The 26,687-nt window shown below is 73.7% G+C and carries 19 protein-coding genes and 1 pseudogene; 16 read left to right on the plus strand and 4 right to left on the minus strand.

Going from position 1 to position 26,687, the window contains the following annotated elements; genetic code table 11:
* A pseudogene (locus ACR807_RS30520) lies at window positions 1-2,012 on the plus strand (glycosyltransferase); the annotation flags it as partial.
* A 181-nt stretch (window positions 2,013-2,193) separates the two neighbouring features.
* Here the strand turns inward: ACR807_RS30520 and ACR807_RS30525 are convergent.
* Window positions 2,194-2,640 carry a metallopeptidase family protein gene (locus tag ACR807_RS30525; protein WP_438924928.1) on the minus strand — a complete coding sequence of 149 codons (447 nt, stop codon included), beginning with the start codon at window positions 2,638-2,640 and terminating at the stop codon, window positions 2,194-2,196.
* A 147-nt stretch (window positions 2,641-2,787) separates the two neighbouring features.
* Here ACR807_RS30525 and ACR807_RS30530 point away from each other — a divergent pair, with 147 nt between their 5' ends.
* The 6 genes from ACR807_RS30530 (at window position 2,788) to ACR807_RS30555 (ending at window position 8,199) form a co-directional block, all read left to right on the plus strand.
* Window positions 2,788-3,144, plus strand: a complete 357-nt coding sequence (locus ACR807_RS30530) for a DUF3499 domain-containing protein (protein WP_438924913.1) — start codon at window positions 2,788-2,790, stop codon at window positions 3,142-3,144.
* A gap of 229 nt (window positions 3,145-3,373) precedes the next feature.
* A complete protein-coding gene (locus ACR807_RS30535; RefSeq protein WP_438924929.1) occupies window positions 3,374-4,726 on the plus strand; it encodes a phosphomannomutase/phosphoglucomutase in 1,353 nt (450 codons plus the stop codon).
* Window positions 4,727-4,731: 5 nt separating this feature from the next.
* On the plus strand, window positions 4,732-4,929 hold the full coding sequence (locus ACR807_RS30540) for a Trm112 family protein (protein WP_438924930.1): 198 nt from the start codon (window positions 4,732-4,734) through the stop codon (window positions 4,927-4,929).
* 4 nt (window positions 4,930-4,933) lie between these two features.
* Window positions 4,934-6,010 carry an SIS domain-containing protein gene (locus ACR807_RS30545; protein ID WP_438924914.1) on the plus strand — a complete coding sequence of 359 codons (1,077 nt, stop codon included), beginning with the start codon at window positions 4,934-4,936 and terminating at the stop codon, window positions 6,008-6,010.
* Between the two features lie 11 nt (window positions 6,011-6,021).
* Complete coding sequence (gene manA, locus ACR807_RS30550) at window positions 6,022-7,233, plus strand: mannose-6-phosphate isomerase, class I (protein ID WP_438924915.1); 1,212 nt, start codon at window positions 6,022-6,024, stop codon at window positions 7,231-7,233.
* Between the two features lie 42 nt (window positions 7,234-7,275).
* Complete coding sequence (locus ACR807_RS30555) at window positions 7,276-8,199, plus strand: cation diffusion facilitator family transporter (RefSeq protein WP_438924916.1); 924 nt, start codon at window positions 7,276-7,278, stop codon at window positions 8,197-8,199.
* Between the two features lie 93 nt (window positions 8,200-8,292).
* Here the strand turns inward: ACR807_RS30555 and ACR807_RS30560 are convergent, their stop codons facing one another.
* Window positions 8,293-9,813 carry an amino acid permease gene (locus ACR807_RS30560; protein WP_438924917.1) on the minus strand — a complete coding sequence of 507 codons (1,521 nt, stop codon included), beginning with the start codon at window positions 9,811-9,813 and terminating at the stop codon, window positions 8,293-8,295.
* 81 nt (window positions 9,814-9,894) lie between these two features.
* Here ACR807_RS30560 and ACR807_RS30565 point away from each other — a divergent pair, with 81 nt between their 5' ends.
* Window positions 9,895-11,205 carry a glutamate mutase L gene (locus ACR807_RS30565; protein WP_438924918.1) on the plus strand — a complete coding sequence of 437 codons (1,311 nt, stop codon included), beginning with the start codon at window positions 9,895-9,897 and terminating at the stop codon, window positions 11,203-11,205.
* Here the strand turns inward: ACR807_RS30565 and ACR807_RS30570 are convergent.
* On the minus strand, window positions 11,150-13,537 hold the full coding sequence (locus ACR807_RS30570; RefSeq protein WP_438924919.1) for a hypothetical protein: 2,388 nt from the start codon (window positions 13,535-13,537) through the stop codon (window positions 11,150-11,152). The two genes, ACR807_RS30565 and ACR807_RS30570, sit on opposite strands and share 56 nt — an antisense overlap.
* Window positions 13,538-13,665: 128 nt before the next feature.
* Between ACR807_RS30570 and ahcY the strand changes: the two genes are divergently transcribed.
* On the plus strand, window positions 13,666-15,129 hold the full coding sequence (gene ahcY / locus ACR807_RS30575; RefSeq protein ID WP_438924920.1) for an adenosylhomocysteinase: 1,464 nt from the start codon (window positions 13,666-13,668) through the stop codon (window positions 15,127-15,129).
* A gap of 45 nt (window positions 15,130-15,174) precedes the next feature.
* On the opposite strand, the gene ACR807_RS30580 is transcribed toward ahcY, so the two are convergent.
* Entirely contained in the window at window positions 15,175-16,131 is a 957-nt protein-coding gene (locus ACR807_RS30580) for a hypothetical protein (RefSeq protein ID WP_438924921.1), read from the minus strand.
* A 140-nt stretch (window positions 16,132-16,271) separates the two neighbouring features.
* On the opposite strand from ACR807_RS30580, the gene ACR807_RS30585 reads away from it, so the two are divergent.
* From ACR807_RS30585 to secA, 7 genes are all read left to right on the plus strand, one after another.
* Window positions 16,272-16,913 carry a dTMP kinase gene (locus ACR807_RS30585; RefSeq protein WP_438924922.1) on the plus strand — a complete coding sequence of 214 codons (642 nt, stop codon included), beginning with the start codon at window positions 16,272-16,274 and terminating at the stop codon, window positions 16,911-16,913.
* 186 nt (window positions 16,914-17,099) lie between these two features.
* Window positions 17,100-17,777, plus strand: a complete 678-nt coding sequence (gene mtrA, locus ACR807_RS30590; protein ID WP_015104936.1) for an MtrAB system response regulator MtrA — start codon at window positions 17,100-17,102, stop codon at window positions 17,775-17,777.
* Between the two features lie 16 nt (window positions 17,778-17,793).
* Window positions 17,794-19,533, plus strand: coding sequence for an MtrAB system histidine kinase MtrB (mtrB, locus tag ACR807_RS30595; RefSeq protein WP_438924923.1), 1,740 nt, complete (start codon window positions 17,794-17,796; stop codon window positions 19,531-19,533).
* Window positions 19,530-21,269 (plus strand): LpqB family beta-propeller domain-containing protein, encoded by a 1,740-nt coding sequence (locus tag ACR807_RS30600; RefSeq protein ID WP_438924924.1) that lies wholly within the window; start codon window positions 19,530-19,532, stop codon window positions 21,267-21,269. Before mtrB ends, ACR807_RS30600 begins: the two co-directional genes overlap by 4 nt.
* Window positions 21,270-21,352: 83 nt before the next feature.
* The gene (locus ACR807_RS30605) at window positions 21,353-21,979 is read left to right on the plus strand and encodes a ComF family protein (RefSeq protein WP_438924925.1); all 627 of its coding nucleotides are present in this window, start codon (window positions 21,353-21,355) and stop codon (window positions 21,977-21,979) included.
* A gap of 431 nt (window positions 21,980-22,410) precedes the next feature.
* Window positions 22,411-23,100: a ribosome hibernation-promoting factor, HPF/YfiA family gene (gene hpf / locus ACR807_RS30610; protein ID WP_438924926.1), complete on the plus strand. Its 690-nt coding sequence runs from the start codon at window positions 22,411-22,413 to the stop codon at window positions 23,098-23,100.
* 652 nt (window positions 23,101-23,752) lie between these two features.
* The gene (gene secA, locus ACR807_RS30615; RefSeq protein WP_438924927.1) at window positions 23,753-26,635 is read left to right on the plus strand and encodes a preprotein translocase subunit SecA; all 2,883 of its coding nucleotides are present in this window, start codon (window positions 23,753-23,755) and stop codon (window positions 26,633-26,635) included.
* Window positions 26,636-26,687: the final 52 nt, after the last annotated feature.

Genomic DNA, 26,687 nt, shown 5'->3' on the forward strand with positions numbered 1-26,687 from the left:
CGGCCCCCGGGGCGTTGCGCCCCTCACCGCGCCCGCGCCCCTCGCCGGTGCCGCGCGGGACCACCGCCCCCGTGCCCGGGATCGTGTTCGTCGAGGTCGACCGGGCGCGCGTGCTGCGGTCCGTCGTCCTCGGCCCGCCGCTGCTGCTGGTGCTCGGCCTCACCCTCTTCGGCCTGCTGGCCAACGCGTCCCGCCTCGGCCTCGACCTCTCGGGCGGGCGGCTGCTGCCGGTCGGCGACCTGGCCGCGACGTGGTCGACCTACCTGGCCGCCTGGCACCCGGTGGCGGGCGGCACGACCGCGCCCGCGCCCGCGGCGCTCGCCGTCCTCGGCGTGCTGGGGGTGTTCGTCGGCTCACCGGCCGGGCTGGTCGCCGTGCTGTTCGTCGCGGACGCCCCGCTGGCCGGCCTGGCCGCCTACGCCGCGACCCGGCGGGTGCCCGCGCGGCGGCCCGTGCGCGCCCTCGTGGCCGCCGGGTACGCCCTGCTGCCGGCCGCCACGTCCGCGGTCAGCCAGGGCCGGCTCGACGTGGTCGTGGTGCACCTGCTGGTGCCGGTGGTGTTCGCCGGGGTGGTGTCGGTGCTGCGCGGCGGCGCCGGCGCGGCCTGGCTGCCGGTGGCCTCCGGGACGGCGCTCGCGGTCGCCGCGCTGGGCGCGTTCTCGCCGCTCGTGCACGGCCTGGTGGCGCTGGGCGCGCTGGTCGGGTTCGTCGTGGTGCCCGGCCGGGCGGGCGACGGCCGGCGGCGGGTGGCCTCGCTGTTCGTGGTCGTGCTGCTGCCGATGGCGCTGCTGCTGCCGTGGCCCGCCGTGGTGCTCCAGAACCCGTCGGTCGTGCTGCACGGCGTGGGCGCGTTCGCGGAGACCCCGGTGTCCGGGCTGCTCGACCTGGTGGCGCTGCGGCCGGGCGGGACGGGCGCGCTGCCGTTCGCCGGGTTCGCGGTGGTCGCGTTCGCCCTGTTCGCGCTCGCCGCGCGGCCGAACCGGTCGATGCTCGCCGGGCTCGCGGTCGTCGTGCTCGGCGGGTTCGCGGTGATCGTGCTGCGGACGGTGCCGATCACGCCGCTGCCCGGCGGGCCCGCCCAGCCCGGCTGGACCGGCGCCGCGCTCGTGGTCGTCGGGTGGGGGCTGCTGCACGTCGTGCTGTCGGCGTTCCGGCGGGACGCGGCGGCCGTGCCGTTCGCGCGGGTCGTGTCCGCGGTGGGCGTGGTGGCGGTCGTCGGCCTGGCGGTGTCCGGGTTCGCCGGCCTGCGCACCGGCGCGCTGACCGACGACGCGGCCCGGCTGCCGTCGACGGTGGAGCGGGAGCTGCCGCGCACCGGCCGGTCCGTGCTGGTCCTCGGCACGCCGACGCGGCTCGTGGCGGGCCGGCTGCCCGCGTTCGGGGACGACGACCTCGTGCCCGTGGCCGCCGCCCCGGCCCGGCTGGCGCGGTGGTCGCGCGACCTGACCGGCGGTGACGCCGCCACCGCCCGGACCGCCCTCGCCCAGGCCGCGGCGTCCGGGGTGGCGTTCGTCGTCCTGCCCGACCCGGCCGCGGCACGGCGGCTGCGCGACGCCGCGGGCGACCTGGTGGCCGTCACGCCCGCGATGACCGACGGGCGGCCCGTGCTGCGCGTGCAGCCGGCGGCGGGCAACGCCGTGCTGCTGTCCCCGGAGCTGGCCCGGCGCGCCCGCACCGGCGGCGACCCGCCCGTGGAGCTGGGCGCGCCCGGCCTCGCGCCCGTCGAGGCCGGGCCGCCCGAGGTGGGCGTGCGGGTGTCCGAGGGGCCCGAGGGCAGGCTCCTGGTGCTGGCGGCCGAGGAGGAACCGGGCTGGCGGGCCACCGTGGACGGTCGCGAGGTGGCGACCGTGCGGGCGTGGGGGCACCTGGTGGGCGTGACCCTGCCGACGACGGCGTCCGAGGTGCGCGTGGAGGTCTCGACGACCCTGCGCGAGTTCCTCCTGGTCCTCCAGGCCGCCGCGGCCCTCTTCACCCTCCTGACCGCCATCCCCCCGTCCCGCCGCCGCCCCTGACCGCGAGAGTCCAACCTCCGGGCCCCGAGAGTCCAACGCCCAGGACCCCTGAGTTCTGCGTTCGGGACTCACACCGTTAGGCGTGGATGAAGAACTCACCGGGTCCGAGCGTTGGACTCTCGAGGCCTGGGCGTTGGACTCTCGGGGCCTGAGCGTTGGACTCTCGCGGGTGGGCTTTGGGTTATTCGCCGTCGATCACGTCGGGGTCCAGGCCCAGGTAGTTCGCGACCTGCTCCACGAGGACGTCGTGCACCAGGTCGGACAGGTCCGCGCCGTCCTTCGCGCGCGCCTCCAGCGGTCGCCGGTACAGCACGATGCGGGCACGGCGGTCGGCGCCGGCCGGGATCAGCCGGGCCAGCGGGACGTTGCCGTCCTCGACCACGTCGCCGTCGTCGCCGTTGGGCGCCACGTCGGGCACGTCGTCGACCGCCACGTCCAACTGGGTCAGCTCGGTGCGCCACCGCGCCTCGATCGGTTCCAGCGCCTCCAGCACCAGCGCGTCGAACCGCTCGGCACGGCTGCGCGCCGCCGGCAGCGTGGCCGGGTACAGCGGACCGCGCAACCCCCGGCCGTGCCGGTCGCGGTTGCGCCGCCGCGGAGCGCCCTGCCGCCGTGAACCCCGAGCCATCACCACGGGACAAGGGTAGTTGTCGGCCGCTCGGCCCCGTGCGGGTGCCTCCGCGACCAGGCAACTTGCCGAAGTCCGGACCCCTCCCGAGCGCCGCGCCGGAGGTAATCCAACACACCTCGCGCGGGACGCGATATCGTCCCCGCCGTGCGGAGCGTGAGACGGTGCTCGCGAACCGGGTGCGCTAACCCGGCAGTCGCCACGCTCACGTACGCCTATGCGGACTCCACGGCGGTCGTCGGACCCCTCGCGACCTACTCGGAACCGCACTCGTACGACCTCTGCGAGGAGCACGCGCTGCGCCTCACCGCGCCCCGCGGCTGGGAGGTCGTGCGGCACCAGGGCGAGTTCCGGGCGCCGGAGCCGACCGTCGACGACCTGACCGCGCTGGCGGAGGCCGTGCGCGAGGCGGGGCGCACCCCCGCGGTCGAGGTCCCCGAGGTGCCCGCGGGCACGATCAGGCGCGGCCACCTCCGCGTCCTGCCCGACCCGCGCGAGGACTGAACGGCCCGCCCGAGGACTGAACGGCCCGCCCGAGGACTGAACGGCCCGCGCGGACCGAACGGCCCCTCGCGAGGTCTGAACGGCCCCTCGCCGACCGCACGGAGACCGCGCGGAGAGCGGCCGGGCCCGTCACGAAGTCCGAACGACCGGATGACCGGACGCGGCGCGCGCCCGTGCGCCGGTAGGCTCCTGAGGGCAGTGTCAAGAGCCGAATATCGGGAGTGTGGCCGTGCGCGATCTGTCCGGCATCGTCAAGGCTTACGACATCCGCGGTGTCGTCGGGGAACAGCTCGACGAGGGTGTCGTGCGCGACTTCGGCGCGGCCTTCGCGCGCCTGGTCGGCGGTCCCGCCGTGGTGATCGGCCACGACATGCGCGACTCGTCCCCGGGGCTGGCCGCCGCGTTCGCCGAGGGCGTCACGGCCCAGGGCGTCGACGTGGTCAGCATCGGCCTGGCCAGCACCGACATGCTGTACTTCGCCTCCGGCAAGCTCGACCTGCCCGGCGCGATGTTCACCGCGTCGCACAACCCGGCCAAGTACAACGGCATCAAGCTGTGCCGCGCGGGCGCCGCGCCGGTCGGCCAGGACAGCGGCCTGGCGCAGGTCCGCCAGGACGCCGAGCAGGGCGTGCCGGACGCCGAGGGCGTCGCCAAGGGCGCCGTCACGCAGCGCGACATGCTCGTCGAGTACGCCGCCTACCTGCACCAGCTGGTCGACCTGAGCGCCAACCGGCGGCTGAAGGTCGTCGTGGACGCGGGCAACGGCATGGGCGGCTACACCGTGCCGAAGGTGTTCGAGGGCCTGCCGTTCGACGTCGTCCCGATGTACTTCGAGCTGGACGGCAGCTTCCCCAACCACGAGGCCAACCCGCTCGACCCGAAGAACATCGTCGACCTCCAGGCCAAGGTCCGCGAGGTCGGGGCCGACGCGGGCGTGGCGTTCGACGGCGACGCCGACCGCTGCTTCGTGGTCGACGAGCGCGGCGAGCCGGTGTCCCCGTCCGCGATCACCGCGCTGGTCGCGGTGCGCGAGCTGGCCAAGGCCCCGGGCGGCACGGTCATCCACAACCTGATCACCTCGCACGCGGTGCCGGAGATCGTGCGCGAGCACGGCGGCACGCCGGTGCGCACCCGCGTCGGCCACTCCTTCATCAAGGAGGAGATGGCCCGGACCGGGGCGATCTTCGGCGGCGAGCACTCCGCCCACTACTACTTCCGCGACTTCTGGCGCGCCGACACCGGCATGCTGGCCGCGCTGCACGTGCTGGCCGCGCTCGGCGAGCAGGCCGGTACGCTGTCCGACCTGACCAGCGCCTACTCGCGCTACGCCGCGTCCGGCGAGGTCAACTCGACGGTCGACGACCAGGCCGGCCGCCTGGCCGCCATCAAGGCCGAGTTCGGCGGCCGGGAGGGCGTGGAGCTCGACGAGCTCGACGGCCTCACGGTGAGCCTGCCCGACGGCTCGTGGTTCAACCTGCGCGCCTCCAACACCGAGCCGCTGCTGCGGCTCAACGTCGAAGCCGCCGACGCGGCCTCCGTCGCCGCCCTGCGCGACGAGGTCCTGGCGATCGTGAGGGGATGAGCGCCGTGGCAGTGCAACTCGACCCGCAGCTGCTGGAGATCCTGGCCTGCCCGTGCCCGGAGCACGCGCCGCTCGAAATCGGCACCGCGTCCGACCCGCGGGCGGACTACCTGACGTGCACGTCGTGCGGCCGGTCGTTCCCGGTCCGGGACGGCATCCCGGTGCTGCTGCTCGACGAGGCTGTCGAGCCGACGGCCGGGTGAGCACGTGCTCGACGACAGTCTCCTCGACGACCAGTCCCGCCTCGCCGACGCCGACACGGGCGGCCTGCTGCGCGCCGCCGCGCGCGCGGGCGCGCAGGTCAGGGCCGCCGCCGAGGTGGCGGACGAGCTAGGGGTCCGGCGCATCTTCACCGAACGGCCGCGGGCGCTGGTGCTGGTCGCCAGGCCCGGGGTCGGGCCGGCCGTCGCCGGGCTGGTGACGGCCCTGCTCGGGCCGCGCTGCCCGGTGCCGGTCGTCGTGTCCGACGACGTGCCGACGTGGGTGGGCGCGCTCGACGTGGTCCTCGCGCACACCGAGGACCCCGGTGACGTGCAGCTGGCCGAGTCGGTGGACCGGGTGGCCCGGCGCGGCGCGCGCGTGCTGCTGACCGCCGAGCCCGACGGCCCGGTGGCCGCCGCCGCGGCCCGGCACGCCGTGCTCGTCCCGCCGCGCGTGCCCGTGCCGCGGGGCCTCGGCTTCGCCCGCGCGTTCGCCGCGTGGCTGGTGGCGCTGGAGGCGCTGGGGCTGCTCGAAGCGGACGTGCACGCCATCGCCGACGAGCTGGACCGCGAGGCCGAGCGCTGCCACCCGCAGCACGAGTCGTTCGTGAACCCGGCGAAGACGCTGGCGCTGCGCGTGGCCGACCGCACCCCGCTGCTGTGGGGCCTGGACGACCTGGCCACGGCCGTCGCCGTGCACGGCGCGGGCATGCTCGCCGCGCACGCGGGCGTGGTCAGCGACGTGGCCGGCTATCCTCAGGCGTCGACCCGGTCGGCGCTGCACCGGAGGGCGGTGCGGGGCACGTCCGGCGCGGACATCTTCGCCGACCCGGACGACGAGCAGGACGGCCTGGTCCGGGTGATGCTGCTGGCCGTGCGCCGCGGCCCGCAGGCCGAGTTCACCCGCCGGGTCGCGATGGAGACCCTGTCGGGAGCCGACGTGCTGGAGCCGGCCGAGGAGGTCGGCGGCGGCGAGGCCGTGTGCGCCGCGCTGCTCGCGCTGCGGTTCGAGCTGGCCGCGCTGTACCTGGGCCTGGCGGCGGGGACGCTGGGTGGCCCGGGGCTGTACGCGCCGGCCGTGTGAGGGGATTGACTGTGGAACTGCTGCACAACGCCGTGCGCGCGTACGCGTGGGGTTCGCGCACCGCGATCGCCGAGATGCTCGGGCGCGAGGTGCCGGCGCCGCACCCCGAGGCCGAGCTGTGGATGGGCGCCCACCCGGGCGACCCGTCGCACGTGGTCGGCGCGGACGGCGTGCAGCGGTCCCTGCTGGACCTGCTCGCGGACGACCCGGACGGCCAGCTCGGCGCGCGCTGCGCCGACCGGTGGGGCAGCAGGCTGCCGTTCCTGCTCAAGGTGCTGGCCGCCGACGAGGCGCTGAGCCTCCAGGCGCACCCGTCGGCGGAGCAGGCGGCGCAGGGGTTCGCCGCCGAGGACGCGGCGGGCGTGCCGCTGGACTCGCCGGTCCGCAACTACAAGGACCCGTCGGCGAAGCCCGAGCTGGTCTGCGCGCTGACCGAGTTCCACGCGCTGGCCGGGTTCCGGGAGCCGGCGCGGACGGTGAAGCTGCTGCGCTCGCTCGACGCGCCCGACTTCGCGCCCTACACCGAGCTGCTGGCCGCCCAGCCCGACGCCGAGGGCCTGCGCGCCCTGTTCACCACGGTGATCACGCTGCCGCAGAACGCGCTGGACGTGCTGCTGCCGCAGGTGCTCGACGCGTGCGTGGCGCACGTGAAGGAGCACGGCGAGTTCGACCTGGAGTGCCGTACGGTCCTGGAGCTGGGGGAGGCGTACCCCGGTGACGCGGGCGTGCTGGCCGCGCTGCTGCTCAACCGGATCGTGCTCCAGCCCGGCGAGGCCATCTACCTGCCCGCCGGCAACCTGCACGCCTACCTGCACGGCACCGGCGTGGAGATCCTCGCGAACTCCGACAACGTGCTGCGCTGCGGCCTGACGCCCAAGCACGTCGACGTGCCCGAGCTGATGCGGGTGCTCGACTTCACGTGCGGCGACATGCCGGTGCAGACCGGTTCGCCGACCGCGCCCGGCCTGTGGACGTACCGGACGGCGTGCCCCGAGTTCGAGCTGTCCCGCGTCGAGGTGGACGACGGCGACGAGGTCCGGATCGACCACAGCGGACCGCAGATCCTCTTCTGCGCGCGCGGTGTGGCGAGGCTCACGTCCGGCTCGACGGTGCTGGAGCTGCGGCGGGGCCAGTCCGTGTGGCTGCCGGCCGCCGATCCGTCCGTCGTGGTGACCGCCGAGGTTCCCACCCGGCTTTTCCGGGCAACCCCCGGCGTTGAGTAGGGTCACCACGACAAATCGGACCAGGGCGTGTAGGGAGCAACCGTGTCAGCAGGGGGCGGTACCAAGGCGATCATCGCCGCACTGGTGGCGAACGCGGGCATCGCGATCGCCAAGTTCGTCGGCTTCTTGATCACCGGCTCGTCGTCGATGCTGGCCGAATCGGTGCACTCCGTGGCCGACACGTCCAACCAGGGCCTGTTGCTGCTCGGGCAGAAGACGTCCCGGCGCAGGGCGACGCTGAACCACCCGTTCGGCTTCGGCCGGGACCGGTACTTCTACTCGTTCGTCGTGGCCCTGATGCTGTTCAGCCTCGGCTCGGTGTTCGCCCTCTACGAGGGCATCCACAAGCTGGAGTCGCACGAGGAGCTGAGCAGCCCGCTGGTCGCGGTGGTCATCCTGGTCGTCGCCATCGGCCTGGAGACCTACAGCTTCCGCACCGCCATCGTCGAGTCGAAGGCGATCAAGGGCAACGCCACGTGGTGGCAGTTCATCCGCCAGTCGAAGGTGCCCGAGCTGCCGGTCGTGCTGCTGGAGGACGCGGGTGCGCTGTTCGGCCTCGTGCTGGCCCTGATGGGCGTCGGCCTGTCCACGCTCACCGGTGACCCGGTGTGGGACGCCATCGGCACCATCTGCATCGGCGTGCTGCTGGGCGTCATCGCGATCATCCTGATCATCGAGATGAAGTCGCTGCTCATCGGCGAGGGCGCGGCCCCGGCGGAGCTGGACGTCATCGTCGACGAGCTGGCGGCGGGCAAGGTCCAGCGCGTCATCCACATCCGGACCCAGTACATCGGCCCGGACGAGCTGCTGGTGGCCGCCAAGATCGCCCTGAACCCGGGCCTGGAGGTCTCCGAGGTGGCGCAGGCCATCGACGACGCGGAGCAGCGCGTGAGGACCAAGGTCCCGGCCGCGCGCCTGATCTACCTGGAGCCCGACCTGGACCGGTCGCCGGCCCAGAAGTCGTAGGGCCGCGGAACCGAGGAGGGGCGGCGAGCCGGTGTGCTCGCCGCCCCTCCTCCGTTCGGTCGGGTGGCCCGCCGGTGCGGGACCACCGCGCCGCTACGGGACCTCGTCCTCCTTCACCACGGGCACGGCGGTCGTCCCGCGCCTGCCCAGCAGCGAGTGGCGGCGGCCGTAGGCGAAGTAGACGACCACGCCCAGGGCCATCCACACCAGGAAGCGGACCCAGGTGAGGGCGGTCAGGTTCAGCATCAGCCACAGGCAGGCGAGGATCGCGAGGACCGGCACCACCGGGACGAGCGGCACGCGGAAGCCGCGCGGCAGGTCGGGGCGGGTCTTGCGGAGCACCAGCACGCCCGCCGACACCAGGATGAACGCGAACAGCGTGCCCACGTTCACCATCTCCTCCAGCTTGCCCGCCGGGAAGAAGCCGGCCGCGATCGCGACCAGGACGCCGACGACCAGCGTGATGCGGAACGGCGTGCCGTGCTTGCCGGTGCGGGCCAGGCCGCGCGGCACCAGGCCGTCGCGGGACATCGCGAACAGCACGCGCGTCTGGCCGAGCATCAGCACCATGACGACCGTGGTGAGGCCCGCCAGGGCGCCGACCGAGATCACGGTGGCCGCCCAGTCCACGCCGTTCGCCGAGAACGCGGTGGCGAGCGTGGCGCGGCTGCCGTCCGGCTGGGTGGCCAGCTCGGTGTAGGGCACCATGCCGGTGATCACCAGCGACACCGCGACGTACAGCACGGTCACGATGGCCAGCGAGCCGAGGATGCCGCGCGGCACGGCGCGCTGCGGGTCCTTCGTCTCCTCGGCGGTGGTGGCGACGACGTCGAAGCCGATGAACGCGAAGAACACCAGCGACGCGGCGGCCAGCAGGCCCAGCACGCCGTAGGTGGAGCCCTCGAACCCGGTGAGCAGCGAGAACAGCGACTGCTCCAGCCCGTGCGCGGTCGCCGGACCGGTCTGCGCGGGCGGGACGTACGGGCTGTAGTTCGCCATCTTGATGTAGCCGATGCCGAGCACGATCACCAGCAGCACCACGGCCACCTTGACCGCGGTGATCACCGCGGACACCCGCGACGACAGCTTCGTGCCCACCGCCAGCAGCACGGTCAGCACCGCCACCAGCAGCAGCGAGCCCCAGTCGACGTCCACGCCCCCGATGGTCGCGGTCGTCTTCACGTCCAGGCCGGCGTGGCCCAGCACGGTCTCCAGGTACACCGACCAGCCCTTGGCGACGGCCGCGGAGCCGACCGCGAACTCCAGCACCAGGTCCCAGCCGATGATCCACGCCGCGAACTCGCCGAACGTGGCGTAGGAGAACGTGTACGCGCTGCCCGCGACCGGCACGGTGGACGCGAACTCGGCGTAGCAGAGCGCGGCCAGCGCGCACGCCACGGCGGCCAGCACGAACGCCAGGGACACGGACGGCCCGGCGAGGTTGCCCGCGGTGGAGGCGGTGAGCGTGAAGATGCCCGCCCCGATCACCACCGCGACGCCGAACACGGTCAGGTCCCAGGCGGTGAGTTCCTTGCGGAGCTTGGTGTCCGGCTCGTCGGTGTCCGCGATCGACTGCTCGATCGACTTGGTGCGCCACAGCCCGTTCCCCGGCACGGCGTTCCCCTCCTCGGTGCGTTGGTCCGATCAGCCTAGAGGTGACCGGGGGCCCGCGAGGCCACCGGTAGTTTGCGCCGCATGACCGTGCTGTGTCTGGACATCGGCTCGACGTGGACGAAAGCGGCCGCGGTGTCGGGGGGCGGTGAGCTGCTCGGCACCGCGCAGCACGCCACCACCCCGCCGGAGGTGCTCCGGGGGATCGACGCGGTGGCCGGCGCGCTGGGCCCGGTGGACGAGGTGCTGGCCTGCTCGTCGGCGGGCGGCGGCCTGCGGTTGGCGGTCGTCGGGCAGGAACGCCTGGTCAGCGCCGAGGCCGGGTACCGGGTGGCGCTGTCGGCGGGCGCGCGGGTGGTGCACGTGTCGGCCGGTCCGCTGGACGGCGCGGGCGTGCGGGCGCTGCGCGCGGCCCGCCCGGACGTGGTGCTGCTGGTCGGCGGCACGGACGGCGGCGACGACCGCGTGCTGCTGCACAACGCGCGCCGGCTCGGCGCGAACCGCGTCGCGTGCCCGGTCGTGCTGGCGGGCAACGCCGAGGCGCAGCCGGGGGCGCTGGAGCTGCTGGCGGGCCGCACGGTGGTGCGCGCGGAGAACGTGCTGCCGGACGTGGGGGAGCTGAACCCCGGTCCGGCGCGGCGGGCGATCCGCGACGTGTTCCTGTCGCACGTGATCGGCGGCAAGGGGTTGTCGCGCGGGCCGCGGTTCCGCCGGCTGGTGCGGGCCGTGACGCCGGACGCGGTGCTGGGCGGGGTGTCCCGGCTGGCCGCGCGGGACCACGAGGGCGCCGTGCTCGTCGTGGACGTGGGCGGCGCCACCACCGACGTGTACTCCGCCGTGTCCACTGTGGAAGGTCCGGAGAGGACGGTCGCGCTGCCGCCGGACCGCCGCACCGTCGAGGGCGACCTGGGGATGCGGTGGTCGGCGGGCACGCTGGTCGCCGAGGCCCTCGCCGAGCGGCTGGTCACCGACGCCGAGGCGACCGCCCTGCGCGCGGAGGCGGGGGTCCGGGCGGCGCGGGTCGACTGGCTGCCCGAGGACCCGGCCGTGGACCACCGGCTGGCCGCGCTGGCCGCCGTCCTGGCCGTGCGCCGGCACCTGCGCCTGGTGGACGGGCGGCTGGGACCGCGCGGCGCGGGCCTGCTCGTGCTGTCCGGCGGCGTGTTCCGGCACGCGGCGTCGCTCGACGGGATCGAGGGGACCCTGCGCGCCGACCCCGTGCTGCGGCCCGTGCTGCGCGACGCCGCGGTGCTGGTCGACCGGGACTACGTGCTGGCCCCCGCGGGCCTGCTCGCCGCCGCCGGCCGGGAACGCGCCGCGGACCGCCTGCTCGACCGGCTCACCGCTGCTCCGGCGACGGGAACCGGAACGACGGCGACCCCGGCCGCGCGGTAGGCAGCACCGGCACGGGCCGCTCGCCCACCTCCAGGCCCGCCGCCAGCGCCACGGCGCGGTCCCACTCCGGGTCCGAGGTGTAGTCGGCGTGCCGGTTCACGCCCGGCGCCCACCGCCGGCCGGGGAACGGGCCGCGCTGCGGGTCGGGCAGCCAGTGGTCGCCGCCCAGCACCAGCGCGCCGGTCGGGCCGCGCTCGGCCGGCGGCAGGGCGCCCGACGTGCCGTCCGGGCGGAAGCCGGTGCCGAGCAGCATCCCGTCGTACACCTGCCGGTCCCACGTCGTGACCGCGCCGCCCAGCGGGTCGGTGCCCCGGCACAGCGCCCGCCACCGGCCGGCCAGGCCGCCGGACAGGGACGCCAGCGAGCTGTGCGGCACGACCGCCGGGAACGCCCGCGAGTACGCCCACTGGAGCTGCGACCCGGCCGTGACCAGGCCCAACCGCTCGGCCTGGTGCGGCGGCAGCTCCTCCAGCAGCCGGGCGGCGGCGACCGCGGCGAGCAGGCTGCCCTGGCTGTGCCCGGCGAGCACGACCCGCGTGCCGGGGTCGTCCAGGTGCTCCCGCACCCGCGACACCAGCTCCGGCACGACCTTCAGCGCGTAGCACGGCGGCACGACGGGGTGCGCCTCGCGCGGCCAGAACGCGGCCAGGTCGGCCAGCACCCCGACCTGGCGGGCGGTGTCCGGCCGCCGCGCGGCGAGCCACACGGCCCGCAGCAGCGCCAGCGCCAGCAGGGCCAGCACGACGACGCCCAGCCCGGAGAACGGCCACGCCCACTCGGGCAGGACGACCTCCCGGAGCCGCAGGAACGCCGCCGGCACCGCGCCGACGGCCAGCACGGCGGCCACGATCAGCACCACGTGGTGGCTGTGCCCGCGCTGCCACTCGGCCCACCACCAGGCCCGCGCGGCGCGCTTGAGGTCGCGGGCGCGCCCGGCGTGCAGCAGGGACGCCTCGCGCGCCCACTCCTTGTCCCGCCGCAGGGAGCTCCACCGCACCATCCCGGTGTACGCGGCGACCGCCACCCCGGCGAGCAGGGCCAGCACGCCGGCGACGCCCCACAGCAGCGCGATGTAGTCGTACCCGCGCGGCAGTTCGCCGTGCCCGAGCAGCCCTCGCAGGGTCAGCGCCACACCCGCGCCGAACCCGCCGCCCAGCAGCGCGGACACCGCCACCACCGGCGCCGCCATCCAGCCGCCCGCCCACGGCCGCAGCTCGCGCGGCTGCGCACGCCACGTGCGCCGGGCCAGCAGCGCCGCGGGCACCAGCAGCAGCCCGATCAGCGCGCACACCAGCGCCACGAGGGCCGCCACGACCTGCACGCCCAGGTCCGCGCCGGGCAGCTCCCGGGGCAGCCGGACCAGCAGCGCGGTGGCCGCGAGCAGCGCCAGCCACGCCGTGACGTGCAGCACGCGGCGCGGGCCGCGGCCGAGGGCGGCGCGCAGCCACCGGCCGCCCCGGTGCGGCGAACCGCCCGTCGGGTCGTCGAGCAGCATCGCGCCCAGCGCCGCCACCGCGACCAGCCCGACGCCCACCCACCGGCACGCGGCGATCGCGGCACCGTGCCAGCCGGGCGCGACCAGCGGGCCGAGCGGGCCGCCCAACGCGATCGCCACCCCCGTGCCCAGGCCCGCCACCAGGTGCAGGACCCGCAGCGACGGCGTGTCGGGGTCGGTGGCGACGTGCGCCCCGGGCAGCCCCGAGCCGGGCGCGGAGGACGCGGGCACGTCCCGCCGCTCGATGCGCCAGTCCACGCTGGACACCCGGTGCAGGACGAGCACGACCAGCGCGACCGGCGCGGTGCCCACCACCGCCCGCACCCACGGCGTCGCGGCCGGCCAGGACTGCCCCCACAGGCACGGCGAGCCCGCCGCCAGGCACTGCGCGGCCACCAGGTCGAGGCTGATCACGGTCACCTGGGCGATCAGCAGCACGGTCAGCAGCAGCGCCGCGAGCCGCAGCAGCGCCCGCAGCCCGATGCCCAGCAGGTGCGCGGGCAGGTTCCCGGCGGGCACCGGCGGCAGCATCCAGTGCGCCACGTTGGCCAGCGAGAACGGGAACAGCAGCGCCCACGTCGCCTTGGCCCACCCGCCGGAGGTCATGCCGCCCCACACGTACCCCTCGACCACGCGCGACACGGGCCGCCCCCCGGCCTGGAGCACGGGTCCGGGCGCGGGTCTGCGCAGCCGGTCGGCCGGGCGCACGAGGCGGCCCAGGCCGTCGCCGGCCACGTCCACCGCCGCCACGGCGTCCACCAGCGAGTGCGGCGTCGTGCCCTGCACGCCGTGCACCCGCAGCTCGACCACCCGCGTGTCGGGGCCGGGTATCAGCACAGGTCCTCCCCGCGAAACCTCACGTCAGCAGTGCCATGGTGGTCCATCCGCGCGCAGTTCACCGCGACCGCCGTGGCCCGGCGTGGCGGGCGGTAGGGTCGGGTCAACCCGAGATGGAGGAACCCGCGATGACCGCCGAGAGGCTCCAGACCCGCAACGGCATCGACTTCGCCGTGGCGGACCTCTCCCTGGCCGAGTTCGGCCGCAAGGAGATCCGGTTGGCCGAGCACGAGATGCCCGGCCTGATGGCGTTGCGCCGCGAGTACTCGGAGGTCTACCCGCTCAAGGGTGCGCGGATCTCCGGTTCGCTGCACATGACGGTGCAGACGGCGGTGCTCATCGAGACCCTGGTCTCGCTGGGCGCCGAGGTCCGCTGGGCGTCGTGCAACATCTTCTCCACCCAGGACCACGCCGCCGCCGCGGTCGTCGTGGGCCCGCACGGCACCGCCGAGGAGCCCAAGGGCGTCCCGGTGTTCGCCTGGAAGGGTGAAACGCTGGAGGAGTACTGGTGGACCGCCGAGGCCATGCTGACCTGGCCCGACGGCGGCGGCCCCAACATGATCCTCGACGACGGCGGCGACGCCACGATGATGGTCCACAAGGGCGTGCAGTACGAGAAGGCCGGCGTCGTCCCGCAGGCGGACGCGAACGACTCCGAGGAGTGGCAGATCTTCCTGGGGAGGCTGCGCGACTCCCTGGCGGCCGACACCGGCAAGTGGACCAAGATCGCCGAGGGGCTGCGCGGCGTCACCGAGGAGACCACGACCGGCGTCATGCGCCTGTACCAGCTGGCCGCCGCGGGTGAGCTGCTGTTCCCGGCGATCAACGTCAACGACGCGGTCACCAAGTCGAAGTTCGACAACCGCTACGGCATCCGCCACTCGCTGATCGACGGCCTCACCCGCGGCACCGACGTGCTGATCGGCGGCAAGGTGGCCGTGATCTGCGGTTACGGCGACGTGGGCAAGGGCGCGGCGGAGTCGCTGCGCGGGCAGGGCGCCCGGATCATCGTCACCGAGATCGACCCGATCTGCGCGCTCCAGGCGGCGATGGACGGCTACGACGTGCAGGTCCTGGAGGACGTGCTCGACAAGGCCGACATCATCATCACGACGACCGGCAACAAGGACGTCGTGACCGTCGACCACATGGCCCGGATGAAGCACCAGGCGATCGTGGGCAACATCGGCCACTTCGACAACGAGATCGACATGGCCGGTCTCCAGCGCTACCCCGGCGTGCGGCGGATCAACATCAAGCCGCAGGTCGACGAGTGGGTCTTCCCCGACGGCCACTCGATCCTGGTGCTGTCGGAGGGCCGCCTGCTCAACCTGGGCAACGCCACCGGCCACCCGTCGTTCGTGATGTCGAACTCCTTCTCCAACCAGGTGATCGCGCAGGTCGAGCTGTTCACCAAGCACGAGGAGTACGACAAGGAGGTGTACCGCCTGCCGAAGAAGCTGGACGAGAAGGTCGCGCGCATCCACCTGGAGGCGCTGGGCGGCAAGCTCACCAAGCTGTCGAAGGACCAGGCCGAGTACATCGACGTGGACGTCGAGGGCCCGTACAAGCCCGAGCACTACCGGTACTGACCGGTGCCCGCCGGGGCCGGGACCTCCTCGGGGGTCCCGGCCCCGTCACGTCCACTCGACGCCGATGCCCGCCACGCCGGGGCCGACGTCCTCGTAGTAGGCGCTGACGAACCCGCCGAGCCCGCAGACCAGCTCCTCCAGGTCCACCGGCGCCGCGTCGGCGTCCGCCCGGAACTGCTTGGTGCAGCGGGCGGGCAGGGCGCGGCGGTTGAACGCCACCTGCACCAGGTAGCCGCGGCACGGCTCGCGGAACGCGCGGCGGTGGCCCGGGGTCGGCCCGCCGGTGTCGTCGACCACGGTGAAGCTGAACACGTGCTCCTCGCCCTCGGCGAGCCTGCGGTCGAACAGCAGCTCGAAGGCGAGCCCGCGGGTGGCGACCTGGCGGCGCACCCGGCCGAGCCGGCACCCCTCGCCGGGCCGCACGAGGGCGTTGTCGACCAGCGACCCCTCGTCGCCCTGGTGCACGCCGAGGAACCGGTCGGGCCCGGCCCGGCCCGCGCGCACGACGAGCCGCGTGCTGATCGACCGCTGCTCCCGCTCCGGCCCGACGAGCACGGTGTCGTGCACGGACAGCAGCTCCAGGTCGGTGTTCGCGCCCAGGTCGCCGACGCCGTCGAACCCGTCGTGCCGGGGCGCGGTGGACACCCAGGCGGGCCGCGCCGGGTGGGGCTGGGGCCGGGTGCCGACGAGCGCGACCAGCGACTCGGGCGGCAGCCGCAGCACGGTCTCCAGCGCCCGGACGGTGGCGATGGCGCGCGGCACCTCGGGGTGGCGCAGCCCGCGCTGCCAGTAGCTGAGCGTCGACTGCCCCACCTGCACGCCGTGCTGCCCGAGGTGGGCGCGCAGCCTGGCCAGGGACAGGCCGCGGTGGGCGATGGCGTCGTGCAGCGCCCGGTGGAACGGCCCGTAGCGCAGCGTCTCGGCGAGTGCCCCGGGGAGCCCCCCGACCGGGTGGCCCGCCGGGTCGTCCACCGGTCTGGCGTGCCCCGAGTCCGCGGTCACCTGTGGACCACCCTTTCGCGCAACCGGAAATGGGCTTCACCGTAGTCACTCAATCTGGTGACCGAAAGGATCTATTGTCACTCGACTGGGCGATGTGATGCCGCCGAACGTGACCGACCAGCGCCCCTTAGGGTGTTCCCGTGGGAAAACTCGTCGTGATCGAGGGCCTTGACGGCGCGGGCAAGCGCACCCTCGCCCGGCTGCTGACCGACGCCTGGCAGCGGGCCGGCGCCGTGGTCGCGACCGGCGCGTTCCCCCGCTACGACGTGGACGTGCACGCCGACCTGGTGCGCGACGCCCTGCACGGCAGGCTCGGCGGCGTGACGGACTCGGTGCACGCCATGGCCGTCCTCTACGCGCTGGACCGGCGGGACGCGGCCGAGGGCATCCGCGCCGACCTCGCGCGGTGCGACGTCGTGCTGCTCGACCGGTACGTCGCGTCCAACGCCGCCTACGGCGCGGCCCGGCAGCACCAGGGCGCGGACGGGGAGTTCGTCGAGTGGGTGCGGGCGCTGGAGGTCGATCGCTTCGGCTTGCCGATCCCGGACCTGCACCTGCTGCTGCGCGTGCCCGCGGACGTCGCGGCGGACCGCGCGGCGGGCCGTGAGCGGCGGGAATCCCGGGAGCGGGACGTCTACGAGTCCGACGGCGGCCTCCAGGCGCGGTGCGCGGCGGTGTACGACGGGCTGGCGGCGGCCGGCTGGCTGGCGCCGTGGGAGGTGCTCGACGGCACCGCTGACCTGCGGGCCGACGAGGCGATCGCCCGCTGGTTCAGTCGTTAGTGTGACGCCGTAACGAAACGTCACCACCGGGCCGATGAGTCGCTGAACGATCCCGAGCGGCGAGGCGAGGTGGGGTCCGTGGAACGGCAACACAGATCGGTCACGTACCGGACCCGGGCGGCGACCAGCAGCGATGACCGCCGGTCGGTGCGTGGACCGCAGGCCACTAGTGGGACGATGTGGGGCATGAAGGCACGCGTGCTCGTCGTGGACGACGACCCCGCCCTGGCGGAGATGCTGACCATCGTGCTGCGCGGCGAGGGCTTCGACACCGCTGTGGTGGCCGACGGCGCCCGCGCGCTGCCCGCGCTGCGCGAGCTCAAGCCGGACCTGGTCCTGCTCGACCTCATGCTGCCCGGCATGAACGGCATCGACGTCTGCAAGGCGATCCGGTCCGAGTCGGGCGTCCCCATCGTCATGCTCACCGCCAAGAGCGACACCGTGGACGTGGTGCTGGGCCTGGAGTCCGGCGCCGACGACTACGTGGTCAAGCCGTTCAAGCCGAAGGAGCTGGTGGCGCGCATCCGCGCCCGCCTGCGGCGCACCGAGGCGGAGCCCGCCGAGGTGCTCCAGATCGGCGACCTCACCATCGACGTGCCCGGTCACGAGGTGCTGCGCGAGGGCAAGCCGATCCAGCTCACCCCGCTGGAGTTCGACCTGCTGGTGGCGCTGGCCCGCAAGCCGCGCCAGGTGTTCACCCGCGAGGTGCTGCTGGAGCAGGTGTGGGGCTACCGGCACGCGGCGGACACCCGGCTGGTCAACGTCCACGTGCAGCGGCTGCGCTCCAAGGTCGAGCGCGACCCGGAGCACCCCGAGGTGGTGCTGACCGTGCGCGGCGTCGGGTACAAGGCGGGCCCTCCGTGATCGGAGCCCGCCGGCGATGACCCCGCGTCTCCTCGACCCCGTGGTGCGTGAAGCGCGCCGCGGGGTCGAGCGCGCTCGACGCCGGGTGGCCGCGTTCGGCGAGCTGTGGCGCCGCTCGCTCCAGCTGCGGGTCGTGGTGTCCACGCTCGCGCTGTCCTCGGCCGTGGTGTTCGTGCTGGGCATGGTGCTCCAGGTGCAGATCACCGGGCAGCTGCTGGAGACCAAGATCGAGGCGGCGCTGCGCCAGGGCGAGGCGAGCGCGGCGGCCATCCAACCGGACCTCGCGGGCCTCAACCCCGGTCCGGACAGCGTGAAGACGCGGTTCACCACCGCGTTGAACAAGATCAACAGCTCCGGTGGGGACCTCGACCCCACCAGCCTGGGCGCGGGCGCCTTCGAACCCGTCCTGTACGACCCGGTCGGCGGCACCGGCTCCGACGGCCAGCCCGTCGCCGTGGGCCGCTGGCGCGACGTGCCCGTCGACCTGACCAGGATGCTCGACCGGGGCAGCGCCGGCTACCAGATCACCACCGTGGAGCGGGAGACCGGCCCGACGACCCTGCTGGTCGTGGGCAAGCCGGTGAACACCTCGACCCGCGCCATGCACCTGTACCTGCTGTTCCCGCTGACCGGCGAGCAGGCCACCGCCGAGGTCGTGCAGAACACCCTGGTCGTGGGCGGCGTCGTGCTGCTCCTGCTGCTCGCGGTGATCGCCAACCTCGTCACCCGGCAGGTCGTGCGCCCGGTCCGGCAGGCCGCCGAGATCGCCGAGCGCTTCGCCGACGGCGACCTCGACGAGCGGATGCCCGTGGTCGGCGAGGACGACGTGGCGCGGCTGGCCGAGTCGTACAACGAGATGGCCGCCAGCATCCAGCGGCAGATCCACCAGCTGGAGGAGTTCGGCCAGCTCCAGCGCCGCTTCACCTCCGACGTGTCCCACGAGCTGCGCACCCCGCTGACCACCGTGCGGATGGCGGCGGACGTGCTGCACGCGTCGCGCGAGCAGTTCCCGCCCGGCCTGTCGCGCTCCACCGAGCTGCTGGTCGACGAGCTGGACCGGTTCGAGTCGCTGCTGGGCGACCTGCTGGAGATCAGCAGGCTCGACGCGGGCGTGGAGGAGCTGGCCGCCGAGCTGGTCGACATCCGCGTGCTGGCCCGCCGCGCCCACGACGCGGTGCGCGCCATCGCCAACAGCAGCGGCACCACCATCGTCATGGACCTGCCCGACCACGAGGTGACCGCCGAGCTGGACTCGCGGCGCGTCGAGCGCATCCTGCGCAACCTGCTGGCCAACGCCATCGACCACGGCGAGGGCATGCCGGTCGAGCTGACCCTGCGCAGCGACGGCGAGGCGGTCGCGGTGACCGTGCGGGACCGCGGCGTCGGCCTGCGCGCGGGCGAGGCCGACCTGGTGTTCAACCGGTTCTGGCGGGCCGACCCGTCGCGCAACCGGCGCACCGGAGGCACCGGCCTCGGCCTGTCCATCAGCCTGGAGGACGCCCGGCTGCACGGCGGCTGGCTCCAGGCGTGGGGCGAGCGCGGCCACGGCGCGGTGTTCCGGCTGACCCTGCCCTGCCGGCACGGGCACGAGGTGCACTCCAGCCCGCTGCCGCTGGAACCGCCCGACCTGCCGCCGGTCGTCGTCGAACCCGGCGCGGACGAGCCGGAGCAGGTCGAGGAGGTCGAGCTGACCGAGGAGGAGATCACGTGGCAGCCCGCCGAACCGGTCACCGCCGAGCGCGAGGAGGTCCGGTGAGGCGGTCCGCGAGGGCGCTGCTCGCGCTGCCGGTCGCGCTGCTCGCGCTGTCGGGCTGCGCCGCGATCCCCACCCAGACCTCGCCCATCCCGGTCAACCCGTCCGCGGGCAACGCCACCGTGGCCGTCGCGCCCGAACCCGTCGCCGGCATCGACCCGCTGACCCTGGTCCGCGAGTTCGTCAACGCCGCCGCGAACCCCGAGAACGACTACGCCGCGGCCAGGGCCTACCTGACCTCCGAGGCCGAGAAGACCTGGGACACCAAGGGCGCGCCCGCGATCATCGAGACCACGTTCAACACCGTGCCCACGGCCGCCCTGTCCGACGACGACAAGCAGCGCACCGTGCTGCTCCAGGGCAAGAACGTCGGCCGCCTCCAGCTGGAGGACAACTCGTTCGTGCAGCAGCTCGGCAACCTGGAGACGCCCGTCGGCATCACCCGGGACGAGGGCGAGTGGCGCATCTCCGACCCGCCGGACGGCATCTTCGTGCCGCTCAGCGGGTTCCAGCAGAACTACCGGCGCGTGACGCTGTTCTTCTACGACCAGGACTTCGCGGTGCTCGTGCCGGACCCCCGGTGGGTGGTCGTCGCGCCGTCCACGTCGATCCCGAGCCGGGTGGTGAACCTGCTGCTCAAGGGGCCCGCGGTCGGGATGCGCGGCGCGTTGTCCACGGCCGTCCCGAACGGCGCGGCGCAGCGCAAGAACACCGCCGAGAACGACAACGGGGCGCTGGAGGTGGACCTGACGAAGGTCGGGGACATCACGGCCGCCGTCGGCAAGCAGATCGTGGCCCAGGTGGTGAAGTCCCTCGCCGGCGTGACCAGCAGCCGCGTGCGGGTGCTCGTGGAGGGCCAGCCGATCTCCCCCGACCAGGAGGAGTGGCGCACCTCCGACGTGCAAACCGGGGAGGCGCTGACCACCCCCGCCGCCGGGCTCGGCGGCCTGCTCGTGGAGAACGGGCGGATCAGGCGCGCCAGCGGCGAACCGGTGCCCGGCCCGGCCGGCGAGGGCGCCTACGAGGTGCTCAGCGGGGCCCAGTCGGTGGACGGCAGCCAGCTCGCCGTGGTGACCCGGGCCGGGTCCTCCGCGCGGCTGAGGGTCGGCGGCGTCCAGGGGGACCTGGCCCAGGTCGACCTGACCGCGAGCACCCTGACCAGGCCGACGTGGCTGCTCGGCGGGCGGCAGGACGAGCCGGGCAGCGAGGTGTGGACGGTCGTCGACGGTACCGACGTGGTGCGCGTGATCCGCACCGACAACGGGTGGACGGCGAACGCCGTGAACGCCTCGGAGCTGTCGCTGATCGGCAAGATCACCGAGCTGCGGCTGTCCCGGGACGGCACGCGGGTGGCGGCCGTGGTGGACGGGAAGCTGATCGTGGCGGCCGTCGTGCGGGGCCAGGACTCGGCGGTGTCGCTGCGCGCGCCCCGCAACCTCCAGCCGTCCGTGCTGGGCGCGTCCGCGCTGTCGCTGGACTGGCTGGCGCAGGACGTGGTGGTCGTCAGCACGTCGCTGGCCGCGTGGCCGATCGCGAAGGTCAACATCGACGGGATGCGGATCGAGCGGTACAACACCTCGAACCTGACCGTGCCGGTCAGGTCGGTGACCGCCGCGCCGGGGCGCAACGTGCTGGCGGTGGACCAGAGCGGGCTGTGGAGCGCGGGCGACGTCGGCGACGTGTGGCACGCGTCGGCGACCGCCGTGGCACCCGGGACGCTGGCCTTCTACCCCGGCTGACCTGCGGTTCCGTAGTTTCACCCGTTCGTGTCCGACGGGCTCGACCTGCGGTTTCGCCGGCACCGGCCGGCAGGGTCGTGCCCATGGTGATCGAACTGCTGTTCCCGTCCCGCTGCGCCGGCTGCTCCCGCCCGGGGTCCCGGCTGTGCCCGCCCTGCCTGGCCGCGTTCGGGCCGCCCAGGCCCGTCCCCGTGCCCGGCGCCGGCCCGCCGGTGTACGCGCTGGCCGACTACTCGGGCGCGGCGCGCGAGGCGCTGCTCGCGTTCAAGGAGCGCGGCCGGCGCGAGCTGGCCGCCGTGTTCGGCTCCCTGGTGGCCGCCGCCGTGCCGCTGCTGCCCGGCGCGGGGTCCGGCGCGTGCCTCGTGCCCGCCCCGTCCCGGCGGTCGGCGGCGCGCGCCCGAGGCGGTTCCCACGTGGTGGGAGTGGCACGTGCGTCCGGCTTTCCCGTGGCCCCCGCACTCGCATTCACGAAAGGCGTTCGTGATTCAGTGGGGCTCTCACCGGCGGCCCGCCGCGCGAATCTCGCAGGTCGCCTGCGTCTCGTTCCGGGGGGCCTCCCACCGCCCGGGAGCGCGGTTGTCCTGCTGGACGACGTGGTCACCACCGGTTCCACGGCATCCGCCTGCATTTCGATGTTGAAAACGGGTGGGTTCCGGGTATCCGTCGTTCTCGCACTGACTACTGCCCGACGAACCCACCCACACGGGTGAAACGGCCCGGGAACCTCCCGGACTCTTCGCCCGTTGGCCGGATATGACGCCCGCGCTGAGGCCGTTGGAGGTAACCGCTCTGCTGACGGATGACCGCGCACTGCTGGGCCGTTCGGGTGAGCGGCTGCCTTCGGGGTGTCCCACCGCGTCCGCGCGGTCGACAGCCGGTACCGGTTTCCGGTCGCTCTCAGTCACGAGCGGAAAATCTTCGAGATCCCCCGCCTCGGGGGCTGTCGCAGCGGCGAATACCGGGCTAACGTGCACCGCTATCAGCGTTCCCGGAACGCGGGGAGGAGGCGAACAGCCCATGACCCCGGCGCCGGTGGGAAGCCCGAGGGCAACCCTCCGCAACATGTCCGCGAAGTAGATCGCGAATACCGGTGCCAAACGATCACAAGCCACAGCTCGCCCCTAAGCGAGGGAGGTCGTGTATGGACATCGTCGTGAAGGGCCGCAACGTCGAGGTGCCCGATCACTACAGGGTTCACGTCGCCGAAAAGCTGGCCCGCCTTGAGCGCTACGACCGCAAGGTCATCCGCTTCGACGTGGAGTTGTTCCACGAACCCAACCGCCGGCAGTCCAAGAACTGCCAGCGCGTCGAGATCACCGGCAAGGGACGTGGCCCGGTGGTCCGCTCCGAAGCGTGTGCCGGTGACTTCTACGCCGCCCTGGACGCCGCGGTCGCCAAGCTCGAGAACCGTTTGCGCCGCTCGCACGATCGCAGGCGCGTGCACCACGGGCGACGTGGCCCGACATCGGTCGCCGAGGCGACCAGCGGTCTCGGGGACTCCCTTCCCCGCCGCCCCGACCACGACGGTCACGCACAGGGCATGTGGCTCGGCCGCACCGCCGTGCTGGAGACCACCGAACCGGAACCCGCGTACGAGGGCATGGCCGAAGTGCCCGCCCAGCGCTGGGAAGACGGCGTCGACGACAACCTGCCCGGCCGGGTCGTGCGCGAGAAGGAGCACGCGGCCAAGCCGATGACCGTCGACCAGGCCCTCTACGAGATGGAACTGGTCGGCCACGACTTCTACCTGTTCTCCGACGCGGACTGCGGACGTCCCAGCGTCGTCTACCGCCGGAAGGGGTTCGACTACGGCGTGATCAGGCTGGCCTGAGCGCCACCTGCCACAGTCCCCGCCACTCGACCTCGCGGCCCCCGGCGTCCCTTGCACGCCGGGGGTTGCCCCCTGACCGCCCCCGCCCCCGCTGGCCCGGCCCGGCCTGGCCCCGCCACCCGGTTCCGCCCCGCCGCTGGCCCGGCCCGGCCTGGCCCCGCCACCCGGTTCCGCCCCGCCGCTGGCCCCGCACCGCCGCCTGGCCGGGCCTGCCGCTGGCCCCGCACCGCCGCCTGGCCGGGCCTGCCGCCTCGCCCCACCTCGTCGCTCTGCGTGATCTTGTCGGCTTTCGCGGACCGGGTGCCGACCCACCGCCCCGACGTCCTCTCGCACCCCGCCCGTTCCCCGCCCGTCCTCCTCCCCGGTGCCGATCGGGCTCCGACCGGCGCACACCCCGCCCGTTCCCCCGCCCGCTCGCCCGCCCGGTGGGCGTTCCCCGCCGCACGCCCCCCGCGCGTCTCCCGCGCATCTCCCACGTGCCTCCGGTCGGCCGTCACAGGGCGTTTCGCACCCCTTCCTACCTGTGTCTGTGCACACACCTTCACGACTTGCCTACGATGGCGGGTGGTGAAGCCTCGTCATGCCCGTGACGGGGCAGTGGAAGGCGCCCGTCCCCCGGGCGCGTCGCGATGAGGTAATGAGGTCGACCCAGATGGTGCTGTCCCGACTGCTCCGCGCCGGCGAGGGCAAGATGCTCAAGCGCCTGCGCAACATCGCAGCGCACATCAACAACCTCGAAGACGACGTCATCGACCTCTCCGATGCGGAGTTGCGGGCGAAGACCGAGGAGTTCCGCAAGCGCTGCGCCGACGGGGAGAGCCTCGACGAGCTGCTGCCGGAGGCGTTCGCCGTCGTCCGCGAGGGAGCCAAGCGCACCCTCGGCCAGCGCCCGTTCGACGTCCAGCTCATGGGCGGCGCGGCGCTGCACCTCGGGCAGATCGCCGAGATGCGCACCGGTGAGGGCAAGACCCTGACCTCGGTGCTGCCCTCCTACCTGAACGCGATCGCCGGCAAGGGCGTCCACGTCGTCACCACCAACGACTACCTCGCCCGCCGCGACGCCGAGTGGATGGGCCGCATCCACCGCTTCCTCGGCCTGACCGTCGGCGCCATCCTCTCGGAGATGACCCCCGAGCAGCGCCGGGTCGCCTACAACGCCGACATCACCTACGGCACGAACAACGAGTTCGGCTTCGACTACCTCCGCGACAACATGGCGTGGAGCCGCGACGAGATGGTCCAGCGCGGCCACTTCTTCGCCCTGGTCGACGAGGTCGACTCCATCCTCATCGACGAGGCCCGCACGCCGCTGATCATCTCCGGCCCGGCCGACCAGTCGTCCCGCTGGTACGTCGAGTTCGCCCGCCTGGCCACCCGGATGCGCCGCGACACCCACTACGAGGTCGACGAGCGCAAGCGCACCATCGGCGTCACCGAGGCCGGCGTGCAGTACGTCGAGGACCAGCTCGGCATCGAGAACCTCTACGACTCGACCAACACCCCGCTCGTCGGCTACTTCCAGAACGCGATCAAGGCCAAGGAGCTGTTCGCCAAGGACAAGGACTACATCGTCCGCGGCGGCGAGGTCATGATCGTCGACGAGTTCACCGGCCGCGTCCTCGCCGGCCGCCGCTACAACGAGGGCATGCACCAGGCGATCGAGGCCAAGGAAGGCGTCGAGATCAAGGCCGAGAACCAGACGCTCGCCACGATCACCCTCCAGAACTACTTCCGCCTCTACGAGAAGCTCGGCGGCATGACCGGCACCGCCGAGACCGAGGCGGCCGAGTTCCACCAGACCTACAAGCTCGGCGTAGTGCCCATCCCCACCAACCGGCCGATGCAGCGCAAGGACCAGGCCGACCTCGTCTACAAGACCGAGGAGGCGAAGTTCGAGGCCGTCGCCGAGGACATCGCCGAGCGGCACGAGAAGGGCCAGCCCGTCCTCGTCGGCACCACCAGCGTCGAGCGCTCCGAGTACCTGTCGAAGCTCCTCGTCCGCAAGGGCATCCCGCACGAGGTCCTCAACGCCAAGCACCACGACCGCGAGGCGCTGATCATCGCCAAGGCCGGCCGCAAGGGCGCCGTCACCGTCGCCACCAACATGGCCGGTCGAGGCACCGACATCGTGCTGGGCGGCAACCCGGACATCATCGCCGACCACGAGCTGCGCGAACGCGGCCTCGACCCGGTGGAGAACCCGGAGGAGTACGAGGCCGCCTGGGCGAAGCTGATCGAGGAGGTCAGCGCCGAGGTCAAGTCCGAGTCCGAGGAGGTCAAGGACGCCGGCGGCCTCTACGTGCTCGGCACCGAGCGCCACGAGTCGCGGCGCATCGACAACCAGCTCCGCGGTCGCTCCGGCCGCCAGGGCGACCCCGGTGAGTCCCGGTTCTACCTGTCGCTCAAGGACGAGCTGATGCGCCGCTTCAACGCGGCCATGGTCGAGACCGTCATGACGCGGCTCAAGGTGCCGGACGACGTGCCGATCGAGCACAAGATGGTCACCCGCGCCATCCGCAGCGCGCAGACCCAGGTCGAGCAGCAGAACTTCGAGATCCGCAAGAACGTCCTCAAGTACGACGAGGTCATGAACGAGCAGCGCAAGGTGATCTACGCCGAGCGCCGCCGCGTGCTCGACGGCGAGGACCTGCGCGAACAGATCACCCACATGATCACCGCCGTGGTCGGCGAGTACGTCGACGGCGCCACCGCCGACGGCTACGCCGAGGACTGGGACCTCGACCAGCTCTGGACCGCGCTCAAGACGCTGTACCCGGTCAGCCTCGACCACAAGAAGCTGTTCGAGGAGGACGACGAGGACGTCGACCGCGAGGCGCTGAAGGCCAAGCTCCACGCCGACGCCCTCGCCGCCTACGAGGCCCGCGAAGCCGAGATCGACGGCCGGGTCGGCCCGGGCGCCATGCGCGAACTGGAGCGCCGCGTCCTCCTCTCCGTCCTCGACCGCAAGTGGCGCGAGCACCTCTACGAGATGGACTACCTCAAGGAGGGCATCGGCCTGCGGGCCATGGCGCAGCGCGACCCGCTGATCGAGTACCAGCGCGAGGGCTTCGACATGTTCAACACCATGTTGGACGCCCTCAAGGAGGAGTGCGTCGGCTTCCTGTTCAACCTCCAGGTCGAAGCCGCCGAACCCGCCCCGCCCGCCGCAGCCGAACCCCCCGTCCAGGTCTCCCTCGCCAACGGCGGCCCCCTGGCCGGCAGCCGAGCCCGAGCCCGGGCCGCCGCCGCGGCAGCCGCCCAGCAGGAAGCCGAAGCGGCCGCCCAGGCCCCCGCCGGGCCGGCGCTGGCGCAGCTCCAGAGCGGGAACGCCATCCCCCCCGCCCTGCGCGGCAAGGGCCTGGAAGGCCGAGGCGGCCAGCAGGGCCTCACTTACACCGGCCCGTCGGAGAGCGGTGACGCCGAGACCAGCGGCGCCACCCCCACCCAGGGCGGCAATCAGGCCGGCACCCGCAAGGAACGCCGAGCCGCGGCCCGCGCCCAGGCCAAGGGCCAGCGCAAGGGCCCCCGCGAGTAGCGCCCCCGGCAACCGGCCCCGGCCCCGGCCCCGGCAGATAACCCAACGCACC

Source organism: Saccharothrix sabaoui, from assembly GCF_051756985.1.
In the GTDB taxonomy this organism is placed as follows: domain Bacteria; phylum Actinomycetota; class Actinomycetes; order Mycobacteriales; family Pseudonocardiaceae; genus Actinosynnema.

What these genes read in the sequence shown, in the direction of transcription:
- ACR807_RS30525 (WP_438924928.1), bottom strand. Translation starts at nt 2,640, where the DNA reads ATGGCTCGGGGTTCACGGCGGCAGGGCGCTCCGCGGCGGCGCAACCGC.
- ACR807_RS30565 (WP_438924918.1), top strand. Translation starts at nt 9,895, where the DNA reads ATGACCGTGCTGTGTCTGGACATCGGCTCGACGTGGACGAAAGCGGCC.
- ahcY (WP_438924920.1), top strand. Translation starts at nt 13,666, where the DNA reads ATGACCGCCGAGAGGCTCCAGACCCGCAACGGCATCGACTTCGCCGTG.
- mtrA (WP_015104936.1), top strand. Translation starts at nt 17,100, where the DNA reads ATGAAGGCACGCGTGCTCGTCGTGGACGACGACCCCGCCCTGGCGGAG.
- mtrB (WP_438924923.1), top strand. Translation starts at nt 17,794, where the DNA reads ATGACCCCGCGTCTCCTCGACCCCGTGGTGCGTGAAGCGCGCCGCGGG.
- ACR807_RS30605 (WP_438924925.1), top strand. Translation starts at nt 21,353, where the DNA reads ATGGTGATCGAACTGCTGTTCCCGTCCCGCTGCGCCGGCTGCTCCCGC.
- hpf (WP_438924926.1), top strand. Translation starts at nt 22,411, where the DNA reads ATGGACATCGTCGTGAAGGGCCGCAACGTCGAGGTGCCCGATCACTAC.
- secA (WP_438924927.1), top strand. Translation starts at nt 23,753, where the DNA reads ATGGTGCTGTCCCGACTGCTCCGCGCCGGCGAGGGCAAGATGCTCAAG.